Below are 12,817 nucleotides of genomic sequence, written 5' to 3'. Positions count from 1 at the left end.
CTGCAATATGCGGGAATGCATCTGCACACGCCGCTCTTCGTCGTCATGGGCCACGAGGGATGCGGGGCCGTGGATGCTGCGATCGCCTCGACGTTTCATGGTGCCACGCAACGGAGCCGGATCGAGGTCCTGCTCGAGAGCATCGTGCCGTCCCTCGACGGTCTCGATGCGTCGCAGCCGCACGAGGCCTTGCTCCACGCGGCGGTCGAGGCCAACGTGCGCCATACGGTTCGGACCCTGCTCGACACGCCGGAGGCCCGGGCGCGTCTGGCAGAAGGCGAAATGAAGCTGATCGGCGCGGTCTATGACCTCGAGTCGGGCCGGGTCCGCTTCCTGGACTGACTGCAGGTTACCTAGCGCTTCATGCGCCACCGCCCTGCTGAGCTCCCGTAGGAGGCCCCGTCGGCGTCCTGGGAACCCGAGCCTGCCGGAAATTCCTGCTACGAAAGACCGCAAGCGGAAGCCGACCTTCGAACTTGGAATGCGAACTGGAACTGTCGGCTGCGGATTCAACCGGTCGATGGCCCGAAAAATGCATGTCCTCCTCTCATGAAAACGTTCATTCGGCTTGCTGAGGTCTGGGTACCGGCAAGCGTCGCTTCAAGGCGCACCAAACTGACGCCTTGCGCGGTCCGTCCGGTTTGCGCACTGGTGCTAACGCGCCTGCGAGGAGTGCGCGCGTGATCTTGTGCTATTGCTTTTCATCAGTGACCCGCTGCAGAAGCGACTGAACGCGACATGACTAAGGTGCACCGTGGCTCAACCGTACATGCGCCAATTTGATACGTCTAGAGAGGAGAACAATGAACCGGCGAACCGTGATCGGGTGGATGGGCAGCCTCACGCTGCTGACCGTGAGCAACAACTTTGCGCAGGTAGTCGATCTGAACGATGCGATCAACAAGGCGGGGCGTCAGCGCATGTTGTCGCAGCGCGTCGCCAAGGCCTACTTGGCGGCCGGCCAGGGCGTGGTCACCCACCGCGCAGACGAGATCTTGGCCGCCTCGATGGCCCTCTTCGACCGCCAACTCGTGGAACTCAAAGCATTCGCCCCGACGCCCGACGTCAAGGCGACGTACAGTGAGCTTGAGTCGCTCTGGAGCGACTACAAGGCCATGCTTGTCGGCCAGGCGCCGGCGCGCGAAAACGCCACGGCGCTGATCGATCTCGATGGCAAGGTGCTGGCGTTGGCAAACAAAGGCACATCCCAGCTCGAGCAGGTGTCCGGCAAGCCACTGGGCCGGCTCGTCAACATCGCTGGGCGCCAACGCATGCTGTCGCAGCGGGTGGCGAAGTTCTATCTTGCAATGGCTTGGAAGGTCCCTCTCCCCAACGCCCAGGCCGAGTTGGACAAGGCGCGGGCCGAGTTTGTGTCCGCGCTCGACGTGCTCGCCAATGCTCCGGAGGCGACGACGGCCATCAAGCAGGAGATCGAGCTCGCGCGGAATCAATGGGTGTTCTATGCGACTGCGCTTGCGCAACGGGGTGCTGAGACCGCATCACCGGAGCGCAGCGCGAACGTGTTCGCGTCCAGCGAAACCATTCTGGTTGTCATGGACAAAGTGACCAGCATGTACAGCCGGTTGACTACCTGACCAGAATTTGCGTCAAGCCCCGCCCTTCAGGGCGGGGAAGGAAAGCAGGTATTTCGCCTCGCGACCTTGCGCGTCGCGATGGTGCTTGCCGATACTGTTCGTAGATGTCCGTCGATTCGTCCCTCCGAGCCTGCCGTTTCCAGCTTCTGCGGCGCTACGTGGGCATGATGCGATGGCTCTGGAACCGGGCGCTGGCCGAGCAGCAGGCTCGTCGCGAGCGCGGCGAGAAGTACGCAGGCTACGCGAGCATGTGCGCTTGGCTCACGGCCTGGCGCAACGCGCCAGAGACRTMGTGGCTGCGCGAGGGGCCTGTGCACCCACAGCAGCAGGTGTTGAAGCGCCTGGATGCTGCGTTCGAGCCTTCTTCGCCAACGTGAAGGCGCGCGGCAGCGCGCAGCGCCCTGGCAAAAGGTGCGCCAGAAGGCGGGTGTGGGTGGCCAGGTGCTGGCGGTGAACCCGGCCTACACCAGCTGCACGTGCCGCGTCTGCGGACATGAGGCGGCAGAAAACAGGAAGACGCACGCGCTCTTCGCCTGCGTGGCCTGTGGCCACACAGAGCATGCAAACGTCAACGCCGCAAAGAACATTCTGGCCGCGGGGCACGCGGCTTGGGCTTCTCGAACGAAGCCGATGCCTGTGGAGGGGTGGTCAGACGCGCGGCGTCCGCAAAGACGAAGGACGCAGCCCCTGCGAAGCAGGAACCCACCGAAGAGGCAGGCCGTGCGTAACGCGCAGCGCGCCTCAGCAGAAATCCTCGTCCTTCAGGGCGGGGTTCAATCGTGAGGCATGGGCCGCTTCGGCTTCAAGCCGAAAACGGAAGTTGGGTCGCCCGATGGCGCCAACCCCAGACGTTTTTGGGCGAGCAGTGGGTTCAGGCCCATCCGCAAGTCCTGCCATACATCGCGGCCCTTGAAGGCGCTCAATGAGCAACGGACGGCAAGTGGCCACCAGCGGACGTCGACCCTGCGGGGCTCGATGTGGCGCGCGCGTACCTCAATGCGTCGCCGACAATGCCTCTGAAAGCTGGCACATCAGTGATGCGCCGTCGCCATGCAACGCGCTGCCGCGAAATGCCTGACCGCGGCCATTGGAATCCTGATTTGAGTTTCGATCCCGGCGGCGGCCATCGGCTATCCAGGCGGACGTCGATCGTTGCGCGCGGGYGCCAACCGCTTCAGTGCGACGTCGTTGGCCGGACGTCAGGCCATTCGACTTCCATTCCCATGACCGCTCGCGCATACAGGTAGTTGTCGCGCGCTCGCTCGGAGAGTGAGTCCATGTCGACATGACCGACCGCGTCGCACGGAAAGACGTAGGCGCGACGGGCGGCAATGAGAGGGCGGAAGAGCAGCTCATAGCCCGTGGATGGAGGGGAAGCAGTCACCACGGCCACCTTTGCGCGCGCTGGTGTTCCTGGGGGGGTGAACAGAGTGGGGATTTCATTCTCCAAAACCAAAGCAACCAATGATTAGATGGGTAGGAATCCTCCTACATCCAATCGAACCTTACAAGACTTACTTTCTTCTACGTTTGCCAAAAAAGGAGGCAGTTACACGCGCAGAAATGACTTAAAGCCTTTGCCAAAAGACCGCGACGGAGTTCGAACTTTTCAGTCCCCAGCGTGCATCCCCGGGCCTCTACGCTCAGGCGGAGCAAATGGAAAAAATTCTGGAATTGCATCGTTTGTGCCCACGACGGGGCACGCAACGTGCTATGGGAGGCAGGCGACCGGGCCTGCGGCAAGCGGCTCAAGGCATTGATTCCGATCCTCATCGATGCCATGCAGCGGCATGGTCGTCTGAAGGTGGATCCACTGGTTCAAGACCGCTGCTGCAGGTCAGTGCCGAGACCATCGACCGCGCGTTGAGCCAGGCCCGAGCGAGTGCCGACGGAGGGCGCAGGCCTCATCCGTCGACAGGTGCCGGTTCGCACGTTCTCCGACTGGCGCAATCCACCTCCGGGTTTCTTCGAAGCCGACATGGTCGAGCACTGCGGCGGGATGAAGACGGGGGTGACTTCGCCAGCGGCTGGACCGAGTGCGTCGGCCGGTACGCGATCAGTCGCTCGTGGTCGAGGCGATCACCAAGGCGCGCAAGGATCTGCCCTTCGCGATGCTTGGCGTCGATACCGACAACGACAGTGCATTCATGAACGAAACCTCTTCGACTACTGGGCGCTGCGCGCCAGGCGTTGCCCAGCGCCGCGCCCTTCGCCCACATGCCCACAGCCTTCGACTACGTGAGATAGAAAACCAAGATGCCAGCGACAACCAGACGGCGGTAACATTCCTTCGTGAGGCAACGGGCCGCTCAAAGTAGTTGACGCCGGGCAGACGTCTCCCTTGTCGACTCAAAGGACCGCTCAGGGCATAGACGACAGTCGATGATCGAAATAGCTGCCGTTCGTAGCGGAGCAAGTGTGGAGGTCCGGCGGACACTGCGTGCGACCCACCAACCTTTGTCCTTGAAGGAATTCACGATGACCAACGCCACCATGGCATTAGATGCTATGTGAGACTAGCCGAGCTCGCCGAGAAGGGAGCCGATGATCGCAGCTGTGCTCGCGGAGCCGGAACTCGCGAAGACACTCGATGAACGCGGGATGCCGGCGGCCCCGGGGCACGCTCGACGAGTTCACCACCTTGCTGTAGTCCGAGGCGAACGGCTGGAAAGGTCTTGTTGCGAAGCCGGGTTTGAAGCTGGAATGAACGATCGCTACTTTAAGGAAGCCGACGATCAACGGTGCTGAAGCGCTTCTGACGACGCTCGTCCCTTCTGGTGTTGATACGTGCTTTACAAATCCTGGTACGCGCGAGATGCACTTTGTGGCGGAGTATCGGCGCCCTCAGATTGAAGGAAGGGACAAGGCCGTGCGATAGGAAGGCAATTCTCTGCGTATGCCTGCTAGGTGGAATCGGACGCATCGATCACCCAGCATCGCGAGCATGTGAAGGAGGATGCGGCCGCCGCGACCGACAGCCAAGTGGCTTTCAGCGGCGTACCGCAGCTTGTCGAGGACCATTGTGGATTCCTTTGCTGGATGTGTTGCGCTGTTCGCACCGGTCGGATACGCCCATGGCCCTGACAACATGGTCGTCATGTCCACGATGCGGATGCCGGCGAGAGGTCCACTCACTTCCTTGCTTCCTGGTTGTCGCCGCCGGTCTTTTTCATCCTGCAGCGAGTAGTTGTCTGTCCGATGCCTGAACAATAGAGATTCCGGCGAGACAAGACTAGACGGTGCCAAACGGAATTAGAGTGCGGCAGAATCGAACAATCGAAATTCGCTCGGAAAGGCTTGAATGCTCAAGGAGCTGTACCGCATGGCCGTGTTCGAGCAGGTGATCGAACAGGGCTCCTTCTCGAAGCCGATGCGTTCGCGCCGATGGCTGTCGCCGTAACGGCCGGTGGCATGTAAAAGACTCTCGGAGAAACTGATCGCTGCGGCCAAGGCAAGCAACACACGGAAATTCGCCGTCGGCGACCCACTCGATGCCGTGCTGGGGGGGGAAAAAAACGGTCGTCGACGCCACTCGGCTCCTGGCCAGGAGCGTGATTCCCAAGTCGGTCCAGGAAGCTGAACGGCGCGAACCGAATTGGCGGTTTCGACCCCAAACCGGTCGCATCGCTGGATTCGTGGTCAGAAAGCGGTCGCCCGCGCGAGTGGGGTTGTCGGCGCGACGTCAGTGCTTCTGGTTCGACCCCACCAGTTCGTCGAGGCGCGATAGGAACAGCTTGAGAATCGACGAGGTGTTTGCCTTGCTGTAACCCACAGCCAGATCGATCGTTGGCGCTTCACCCTCCAGCGGACGGCTGACCACGGACGACGGCAGCAGATTCTTCGCATTGGCGGGCATCAGCGCCAACCCGCGGGTGGACGCAACCAGGGACATGGCCATCGCCATGTTGTCCACCCCATGATCCAGTTTGATGTCGAGCCCGGAGCGGCGCAGATAGGCCTCGGTCACGGCGCGCAGCACGGTGGCTTTGTTCGAACCGTCGATGAAGATCTCGCCGACAAATTCCCGCGGGTGAATTGCTTCGCGGCTGGGGAGGCGATGGTCGCTCGGCATCAGGACGATCAGTGGCTCATGGTCCACCACCTCGTAGCTGAGGTCGAAGGTCGGCTCGGCGCGTAGGAAGGCCATGTCGAGCCGGCCGCGGACGAGCACCTCGGCAAGGTCCGGCGAATGGTCGCTCGTGATCGTGACCTCGATGCTCTTCAGCTCGTCGCGCAGCACTGCATGGCCTGCGGCAGCCAGTTCATCTCGTGGCCGGTTTGGAAGCCGATGGCGAATGTCTTTCTTGCAGGCTGTGCGGCCTTTCGCACCGATGGCGCCACGAGCAGCAACATTCAATCGGCGATTGCTGCAGTTCATCGAGGGATAGACGCTGAGGGGTCGCCGGCACAAGGGCACGGACGAAACGATGGGTTACGTTTAATGACTAGCGTGCTAACGATTAGCGCGCTACATTAATACCCGTGGCGAGACCACGCAACCTCTTCAACTTCTTCTATCTAGGAGAACTCATCATGAATGCCATCGCATTGAGCATCGTTCTGGTCCACGGCGGTTTCGTCGACGGTTCCGGCTGGCAAGGCGTCTACGACGTCCTGAAGAACGACGGCTACAACGTCACCGTCGTCCAAAACCCGACCACGTCGCTGGCCGACGATGTCGCTGTCACCAAGCGCGCAATYGCTGCGCAAAAGGGCCCGGTTCTGCTGGTCGGCCACTCATATGGTGGCGTAGTCATCACCGAAGCCGGTAACGACCCCAAGGTAAAGGGCCTGGTMTATGTCGCCGCGTTTGCCCCGGACAAGGGCGAATCGGTTGATTCGCTGATCAAGAATCCGCCTCCCGGCGCGCCCGTGCCTCCCATCCTGCCGCCCCAAGACGGTTTTCTGCTCCTCGACCAAGCCAAGTTCGCTGCGTCCTTCGCGGCCGACGTTGGCAAGAAGCAAGCCCGCTTCATGGCGGCTTCGCAAGTTCCCTGGGGGGTGCAGGCATTGACCGGCACGATCACGGAAGCATCCTGGAAGTCCAAGCCGAGCTGGTATCTCGTGGCCAAGGACGACAAAATGATCCCGCCTCCCGCTCAGCGGCAAATGTCGCAACGCGCCGGATCCAGCGTGACCGAGGTGCCGGGCAGCCATGCGGTGTACGTGTCCCGTCCGAAGGCCGTCGCCGAGATCATCGAGAAGGCAGCCCGCGAGATCGCGACGAAACAGCCCGGCTGAGTGCCGCGCCAGGCTCCGGGGTGCCCGTCCGCCGGTTGCGGACGGGCGCCTCGGCACGCGGCATTTGATAATCTCCAAGGTCCAGAACGCAGAGGCAGGCATGGCTGAACGATCAAAGAAGAAGGCTCAGGATGCAAGACAGGGCAAGTTCCCGACCTTGGACCAGAAGCTGTGCTTTGCCATCTATGCGAGTTCGCTGGCGATGCTGCAGAGCTACAAACCCCTGCTTGCCGAACTTGGCATCACCTATCCCCAGTATCTGGTCATGCTCGTCCTCTGGGAGCAGGACGGCGTCGCCCTCAAGCACCTCTCCGAGCGACTGGGTCTCGATTCGGGTTCAGTGACGCCCCTGGTCAAACGCTTGGAGGATGCATCGTTCTTGACACGCCGGCGTGATCCAAAGGACGAACGCAATCTCGTCGTCGAGCTGACAGCGGCAGGGCGGCAGTTGCAGGAGAAGGCAGAGCAGGCCAGCAGCCAGTTCGTGAGCGCTTGCAGCTTGAGCCAATCAGAGGGCGGAGAGTTGCGCGAGAAGTTGGCAGTGCTGACAAGAACCCTTCGCGCAGAAGACTCCAAGCGCTAGCAGCTTGCTCGGGCCAACCAAGCAAAGCCTCGGGCGCCACACGGTGACGCTGTTCGCTCCGATCCTCAACTTGCGAGGCCCAGAATGAAGAGCCGGACTGCGTCACTGAAGCAGCGCGTTCGGCGATGGGCGGAGGTTGGTCGCGACCATCCAGTTTTCAGTCGGCAAGACCTCCCGGCCGCCCCCGAGTTGGGTCAGTCAACCAAGACCAGATCGACGAACCTTGATGCCCAAACAAGCGGTCGCCTACGTTGATGGGGCCGACCTAGACGGAATCGCAGATTCCATGGTTGGGACGCTTGGAAGCTTTTGTGAAGGACGACGGCTGGAGGGTTGTCCTCCCATTCGTGGTCAACCAGCGAGGCACTGACGTGGCCTTCGGCCGCGGTCCTCCTGCCCGCACACAGCGCCATGCGGCGATGCGGGCCGTCGATGCAGTCTCCCACATACTCGGGCGGACAACTTTCGCGCGATCACCGACTCGAGCAGCTGAGGCAGAGCCTTCAAGAAGATTACCCGCAGCGCGTTCGCCGCGGCCAACTCGACGACTATTGCCGACAAGTACCACTCAATGGAAGGCTCATCGAGCAAGGTCGTCCTGATGTCCACGGCCAGGTAGCCCGCAATCACGGCAGTCGCCGCTGGATTCTTCGAGCCGAATGCAGCTCCATCTATTCCTGCCGAATGCCTTGCCAAAAGGTTTGGAAGCCTGCTTCTATGTAGTTAGTCCCACCGCGGCTCCCCTTTGCCCTACCCTCGGGCACGAAGTCCATCGTGGCCTCCGCGAGACTGCCGAACATCGCGCCAATGAAAGGAAACGGGTATTTGCGGATGATGCGGTCCTTGATGCACAGGTTGGCCAGCTTCTCGAGTTCGACAAAAGGCGCGAGGCCGAACACCCGGCTTTCTTCGGTGACTTGGTCCGATACGCGCAGTTGCGCCATGACCTTGCACTTCTCCCGGTTCTTCACGCCCCACGATACGTAGGCATTCCAGAGATGCCTGAAACGCTCTTCGGGCTCGGCATCCGTGGGGTACTCCGCGAACATCCACTGGGCCAGTTCGAGCTTGAGCGCGCGATAGAGCTCGTTGACCAGCACCTCCTTGCTCGCGAAATAGGTGAATAGCGTGCCCTCGGCCACGCCCGCCGCGCGAGAAATGGCTGAGGTCGGCGTCGTCCAGACGCCACGCGCGGCGAACTCGGATGCTGCTGCCTCCAGGATGGCAATGCGCTTCTCGTCGCTCTTGACTCGGGCCATGGGCTCGGTTCCTTTAATGAGTGATTACTCAATTATATGAGGGCCATAGCTTGCGTCCCAGGCATCGACTGCAATATGATTGAGTACACACTCATTTAATGCACGTCCAGATGAATACCCCCAAGATTTTTGCGCCCCCACGCGGAGAGTGGAACATGATCGCGCGGCTGGTTGCGCTGGCCGCGGCCCTCTGCGCTGCGGCGCTGGTGGCGGCTTGCCGCACGGCACCGACTGCGATGCTGGAAGAAGGCCGCGTCCGCACGCTGCAGGAGGTCGTTCCAGTCGCAGGGCCGACGAAGACAGAGCGGCCAGTGATTGCGCTAGCACTCGGCGGCGGTGGCATCCGCGGCTACGCCCATGTCGGCGTGCTGCGCGCACTCGAGGAAGCGGGCATCCGGCCCGACATCGTAGTAGGCACCTCGGCCGGCGCGGTCGTGGGTGCCGCGTATGCCAGCGGACTGTCGGCCGGCGAGATCGACCGAGCCGCGCGGGACCTTGACGTGTCGCGTCTGGTCGATTGGACCTTCGACCGCCGTGGGTTCATCCGCGGCGATGCGCTTGTGCGCTGGACCCGCGACGTGGTCCGCGTGGAGACCATCGAGGCGATGCCGATTCGCTTCGCGGCCGTCGCCACCCGCTTGCCGGCAGGCGAGGCCCTTTTGATCGACAGCGGCGACGTCGCCTCTGCCGTCCGCGCATCGGCCGCGGTCCCGGGCATTATGGTTCCGGTGCGCTACGGACAGGAAACGCTGGTCGACGGCGGAATCTCCAGCCTGGTGCCGGTCCGCTTCGCGCGGGCGATGGGCGCCGACATCGTGATCGCGGTGGACATCTATTGCGAAGGGCCGCGATACGCGGGCACCAACCTGCTGCTCACCGTGGCTCAGGCCAGCCAGGCGCAGAGCTGCCTGCTCTCGCGCGCGGAAATGGCTCAAGCGGACATCCGCATTGCGCCGCCGGTCGATGCGTCGGCCGGCACCACGTCCGATGCCTATCTCAGGGCCGAAAGGTCCGGCTACGCGGCAGCCCGCGCCGCGATCCCCTTGCTGCGCGACCGGCTCGACGCCTCCGACGAGACGAAGGCAACGAGAAGCATCACCTCAACTGCTCTCGGGAGCTTCGTTTCACCATGAGCGCCCTTCAGCATCACTACATCGGCGGCAGATGGACCGACCCGCTCGGCCGCGAGCGCATCGAGATCCGGGCGCCCCATGACAGCCGCGTCGTCGGAAGCTTTCGCCATCGGCACCAAAAGGTATGAGCACTGCGAACCGGGCATCGTTCGCAGATTGGCGGGCTGTCAGCTTTGGGCCCAATGCCGACTTCTAGCTCACTTGATTCGACGCCCGAAAGCAGCCGCTGAAACGTGGTGTATTCGGCCTGTACCACTTGGGCCACGAGCCTTCGTTAGCAAAGATCGCGAAGACCTTGGCCGGGGTCGCGTCCAGACGACCTTGTGGGTTGGTTGCAAAGCCCAACTGCGTGCTCAAGCCGGCAGCATCGGTGTTCGTTCCCGGCCTTAGATCGCGAGGCCCCAACGTTTCACCGGAATGAAACTGAACTCGAGACTACGCCTCACCGTCACCGCCCTTCCGCGCGCCCCAGAATCAGCGGAAGCAATCCGCTTGATCATTTGGGGAACATGAACTGCGCCTGGACCCGGATCTGCCAGTTGGCGCCATTGTCCGGCTTCACGACGTTGTAGTAGGCCGAGAGTTGCGTGTTCACCGGCAGCTTGCCCAGGTGGAAGATCTTGCCGATGCCGCCGCCCAGCGGCACGGTCCAKCGCTGGCTGCTSTCGGCCTTCCAGTCGGCSGTGAYGATCGGGGCGGTSGTGAGATAGAAGCCMCCCGGGAAGTTRTAGTTGATGAAGGGCTGGAGCAGGAAGKTGTTGTACGARCCYCCCTGCTTGCTGCTGCTCAMSGACCAGATGTTGTTGAACACGGGCGCGGTGCGCGACTTCGGCGCGACGACGATCGCATCGGCGTCGAGGGAGGCGGCGAAGTGCGCTACACGCTGACCGGCGCCAAGGGCGGCTTCGCCCGCACCCTGCTGGCCCAGACCTGACGCATGCCCCGGCTGGTGCCGGCCGCGCTGTGCGACCTCGACCTTCCGGGCCTGCGGCTGTACACGCGAACCCAATCGCCGCGTCAACCACCAGCAACGTTTGCCGACCTGACTCTCACGAGCTTATAGCGTCCGTCGTGATAGACCAGCGGCGCATCGTCGGACCGTGCGCCACCAATCACGCAACCAATGAAGATGGTGTGGGTGCCGACGTCCATCTCCTGAATCGTTTCGCACTCAAGCGTCGCCAGCACGCCAGACAGAAGCGGCACCCCGTTCTCGCTGAGTTCATGCGCCACGCCATCAAACGGGGCTTCCTGCTTTCCCGAGAACCGATTGCTCAGTTCGACTTGGTGCTCTGCCAGCAGATTGACGGCAAAGCGTCGGGCTGCGCGCACCAGGGGATGGGTCCGGGTCGACTTGTTGAGCACCACCAGCACGGTGGGTGGATCGACCGAGACCGATGAGAAGGCCGTAGCCGTCATGCCGTGGATGTGGCCATCCCGCGAGGTCGTAATCACGGTCACGCCGCTCGCCAGGCCGCGCATGATGGAACGAAAGTGGTTTGGCTCAATCGCTTGCTTGATCTCGTTCATGATGCTTGTCCTCCGGTCTTGGATCCGTTCAGTTCGACGCCTTGGGGACTTGCCATTCCGTGATAGCTGCCGCGGTAGGCAACGAGGGGCGTGGCGTTCTGATCGAGTGCGTAGTGTTCGATCTGTGCCGCGATAATCTCGGTGTCTCCGCACTCGAATATCTTGCCGACGCGGCAGTCGAGGGCCAGCACGGCATTTGCGAGAACGGGTGAGGGCGAACCCCATCCATCCATCGGCGCCCACTGCCCGATGGTGAACCTGTCGGCGCCTAACAAATGACGACGCCCACCGAACACCTCGGCAATCTCATTCGCACCTGCGGGCAGGTAGTTAATTGCAAAGCAACCGGCTGCCTTGATCGTCGTCAGTGCCGACGTGTTTCGCCCCACGCACACGAGCATGGTCGGTGGCGATGGGGAAACATGCGTTGCGGACAGGGCCAGAAAGCCAGCAGGCAGGCCGTCGTGGCTTGCGGTCACCACCGCGGCGCCGACCGGGCGCATGCCCATGAGTCGCCAGAATGTCCCAGCGCCGATGCTGGAGCTTTGATCTTGGTGCTCCAACATGGTCACGAGTCCGTCAGATGCGCAATCGCATCGATCTCGATCAGATACTCCGGCCGCCGCAGCGAGCTGACGGTGATGCCCGTACTAGCCATGCCATGCTGGCCAAAGTACGACTGCCGAACCTCGAAGTAGGCGGCCACGGCAGCGGCGTCGACGCTTGCAGTCAGGTAAGTTGTCAGCTTGACGACACGGTCCAGTTTGGCTCCGGCGCGGCCCAGCACGTCCTGTAGCTTTGCAAAGCAGCGCTCGGTCTGCGTCCTGATGTCGTCGATGCCGACGGGCTGGCCGCTTTCGTCTGTGGCCGTGATCCCCGACACGTAGATGATGTTGCCGACTCTGACGCCGGGCACCCATGTCGACCGCCAGTTCTCGCTTGGCCACTTCTTGGGCAGCGGGACGATGTCTTGGTTCATCATGAAGCTCCCTCTCAAGCGCAAGCAAGCGCGGCCGCGTTGGACTGAACACCGAGTTCCGCCATGCGTGGCAATACCTGGTGGACGAAGGCGCGAAGGTCCCTGTCGTAGTCGGCCAAGATGACCATGACACCATCCAGCCTGGACTCGCGCACGGTCCGTGCGATTCTTTCCGCCAACGTGTCGGCGGAGCCCGCCATAGTGTTGGCCATCAAGGCCGAAACCGCCTTGGCCTGATCGGTGAAGACTTTCGAGCCTTCATTGCTCGATACTTCTTTGTCGTCGTTGTATTCCTCCAGCATGCGCGCCACGGCGACGCGGTCAACGCCCGCGTTGTAGAGGTTGACCTTTTCCTGCGCTTGCTGGTCGGTGTCACCGATGATCAAGCTGAACAGGCCGAAGGTCTTGAGACTGGGGTTTCCGCTCTCGACCGCGATCTCCTTGGCCCTGACGGCACGCGCGAAGAACTTCTCATTGTCCTGTGCCGCCATGAAGGC

16 protein-coding genes and 1 pseudogene are annotated in these 12,817 nt (G+C 62.1%); 10 read left to right on the top strand and 7 right to left on the bottom strand.

Annotated elements, in window-relative coordinates:
* The 6 genes and pseudogenes from AC1DY5_RS21640 to AC1DY5_RS21615 all read left to right on the top strand — a co-directional run.
* Window positions 1–342 (top strand): carbonic anhydrase (locus AC1DY5_RS21640; RefSeq protein WP_478114628.1); only part of this gene is annotated, 342 nt, incomplete at its 5' end.
* Between the two features lie 488 nt (window positions 343–830).
* Window positions 831–1,595, top strand: a complete 765-nt coding sequence (locus tag AC1DY5_RS21635; RefSeq protein WP_478114626.1) for a type IV pili methyl-accepting chemotaxis transducer N-terminal domain-containing protein — start codon at window positions 831–833, stop codon at window positions 1,593–1,595.
* Window positions 1,596–1,699: 104 nt separating this feature from the next.
* Entirely contained in the window at window positions 1,700–1,972 is a 273-nt protein-coding gene (locus AC1DY5_RS21630; RefSeq protein WP_478114625.1) for a helix-turn-helix domain-containing protein, read from the top strand.
* Window positions 1,941–2,378: a zinc ribbon domain-containing protein gene (locus tag AC1DY5_RS21625; RefSeq protein WP_478114623.1), complete on the top strand. Its 438-nt coding sequence runs from the start codon at window positions 1,941–1,943 to the stop codon at window positions 2,376–2,378. The genes AC1DY5_RS21630 and AC1DY5_RS21625 overlap by 32 nt, the downstream gene beginning before the upstream one ends.
* 1,283 nt (window positions 2,379–3,661) lie before the next feature.
* Window positions 3,662–3,913 carry a hypothetical protein gene (locus tag AC1DY5_RS21620; RefSeq protein ID WP_478114621.1) on the top strand — a complete coding sequence of 84 codons (252 nt, stop codon included), beginning with the start codon at window positions 3,662–3,664 and terminating at the stop codon, window positions 3,911–3,913.
* A gap of 416 nt (window positions 3,914–4,329) precedes the next feature.
* Window positions 4,330–4,437, top strand: a pseudogene (locus AC1DY5_RS21615) (thiamine pyrophosphate-binding protein); the annotation flags it as partial.
* An 840-nt stretch (window positions 4,438–5,277) separates the two neighbouring features.
* On the opposite strand, the gene AC1DY5_RS21610 reads toward AC1DY5_RS21615, so the two are convergent.
* On the bottom strand, window positions 5,278–5,973 hold the full coding sequence (locus tag AC1DY5_RS21610; protein ID WP_478114619.1) for a LysR substrate-binding domain-containing protein: 696 nt from the start codon (window positions 5,971–5,973) through the stop codon (window positions 5,278–5,280).
* Window positions 5,974–6,128: 155 nt separating this feature from the next.
* Here AC1DY5_RS21610 and AC1DY5_RS21605 point away from each other — a divergent pair, with 155 nt between their 5' ends.
* On the top strand, window positions 6,129–6,836 hold the full coding sequence (locus tag AC1DY5_RS21605; RefSeq protein WP_478114618.1) for an alpha/beta hydrolase: 708 nt from the start codon (window positions 6,129–6,131) through the stop codon (window positions 6,834–6,836).
* Window positions 6,837–6,936: 100 nt separating this feature from the next.
* A complete protein-coding gene (locus AC1DY5_RS21600; RefSeq protein ID WP_478114617.1) occupies window positions 6,937–7,419 on the top strand; it encodes a MarR family winged helix-turn-helix transcriptional regulator in 483 nt (160 codons plus the stop codon).
* A 671-nt stretch (window positions 7,420–8,090) separates the two neighbouring features.
* On the opposite strand, the gene AC1DY5_RS21595 is transcribed toward AC1DY5_RS21600, so the two are convergent.
* Window positions 8,091–8,678: a TetR/AcrR family transcriptional regulator gene (locus AC1DY5_RS21595; protein WP_478114615.1), complete on the bottom strand. Its 588-nt coding sequence runs from the start codon at window positions 8,676–8,678 to the stop codon at window positions 8,091–8,093.
* A gap of 155 nt (window positions 8,679–8,833) precedes the next feature.
* On the opposite strand from AC1DY5_RS21595, the gene AC1DY5_RS21590 reads away from it, so the two are divergent.
* Both AC1DY5_RS21590 and AC1DY5_RS21585 read left to right on the top strand, forming a co-directional pair.
* Entirely contained in the window at window positions 8,834–9,811 is a 978-nt protein-coding gene (locus AC1DY5_RS21590; protein ID WP_478114613.1) for a patatin-like phospholipase family protein, read from the top strand.
* Entirely contained in the window at window positions 9,808–9,939 is a 132-nt protein-coding gene (locus tag AC1DY5_RS21585; protein ID WP_478114611.1) for a hypothetical protein, read from the top strand. Before AC1DY5_RS21590 ends, AC1DY5_RS21585 begins: the two co-directional genes overlap by 4 nt.
* Window positions 9,940–10,307: 368 nt before the next feature.
* Here the strand turns inward: AC1DY5_RS21585 and AC1DY5_RS21580 are convergent, their stop codons facing one another.
* The 5 genes from AC1DY5_RS21580 to AC1DY5_RS21560 all read right to left on the bottom strand — a co-directional run.
* Window positions 10,308–10,820, bottom strand: coding sequence for a hypothetical protein (locus tag AC1DY5_RS21580; RefSeq protein WP_478114609.1), 513 nt, complete (start codon window positions 10,818–10,820; stop codon window positions 10,308–10,310).
* An 8-nt stretch (window positions 10,821–10,828) separates the two neighbouring features.
* Window positions 10,829–11,341 (bottom strand): flavin reductase family protein, encoded by a 513-nt coding sequence (locus AC1DY5_RS21575; RefSeq protein ID WP_478114607.1) that lies wholly within the window; start codon window positions 11,339–11,341, stop codon window positions 10,829–10,831.
* Entirely contained in the window at window positions 11,338–11,907 is a 570-nt protein-coding gene (locus AC1DY5_RS21570) for a flavin reductase family protein (protein WP_478114605.1), read from the bottom strand. Before AC1DY5_RS21570 ends, AC1DY5_RS21575 begins: the two co-directional genes overlap by 4 nt.
* A gap of 2 nt (window positions 11,908–11,909) precedes the next feature.
* A complete protein-coding gene (locus AC1DY5_RS21565) occupies window positions 11,910–12,320 on the bottom strand; it encodes a RidA family protein (protein WP_478114603.1) in 411 nt (136 codons plus the stop codon).
* A gap of 14 nt (window positions 12,321–12,334) precedes the next feature.
* Window positions 12,335–12,817: hypothetical protein (locus AC1DY5_RS21560; protein WP_478114601.1), on the bottom strand; the 483-nt coding region annotated here is incomplete at its 5' end.

It is taken from the genome of Variovorax sp. P4_D9 (assembly GCF_056401695.1).
Note: the sequence above shows the minus strand (reverse complement) of the source record. Positions and strands in the feature narration are given on the sequence as shown.

Excerpts from the sequence above, each read along its gene's own strand:
- AC1DY5_RS21575 (WP_478114607.1), bottom strand. The coding sequence starts at position 11,341 with ATGAACGAGATCAAGCAAGCGATTGAGCCAAACCACTTTCGTTCCATC.
- AC1DY5_RS21600 (WP_478114617.1), top strand. The coding sequence starts at position 6,937 with ATGGCTGAACGATCAAAGAAGAAGGCTCAGGATGCAAGACAGGGCAAG.
- AC1DY5_RS21595 (WP_478114615.1), bottom strand. The coding sequence starts at position 8,678 with ATGGCCCGAGTCAAGAGCGACGAGAAGCGCATTGCCATCCTGGAGGCA.
- AC1DY5_RS21585 (WP_478114611.1), top strand. The coding sequence starts at position 9,808 with ATGAGCGCCCTTCAGCATCACTACATCGGCGGCAGATGGACCGACCCG.
- AC1DY5_RS21625 (WP_478114623.1), top strand. The coding sequence starts at position 1,941 with ATGCTGCGTTCGAGCCTTCTTCGCCAACGTGAAGGCGCGCGGCAGCGC.
- AC1DY5_RS21570 (WP_478114605.1), bottom strand. The coding sequence starts at position 11,907 with ATGTTGGAGCACCAAGATCAAAGCTCCAGCATCGGCGCTGGGACATTC.
- AC1DY5_RS21610 (WP_478114619.1), bottom strand. The coding sequence starts at position 5,973 with ATGAACTGCAGCAATCGCCGATTGAATGTTGCTGCTCGTGGCGCCATC.
- AC1DY5_RS21635 (WP_478114626.1), top strand. The coding sequence starts at position 831 with ATGGGCAGCCTCACGCTGCTGACCGTGAGCAACAACTTTGCGCAGGTA.
- AC1DY5_RS21565 (WP_478114603.1), bottom strand. The coding sequence starts at position 12,320 with ATGAACCAAGACATCGTCCCGCTGCCCAAGAAGTGGCCAAGCGAGAAC.
- AC1DY5_RS21590 (WP_478114613.1), top strand. The coding sequence starts at position 8,834 with ATGATCGCGCGGCTGGTTGCGCTGGCCGCGGCCCTCTGCGCTGCGGCG.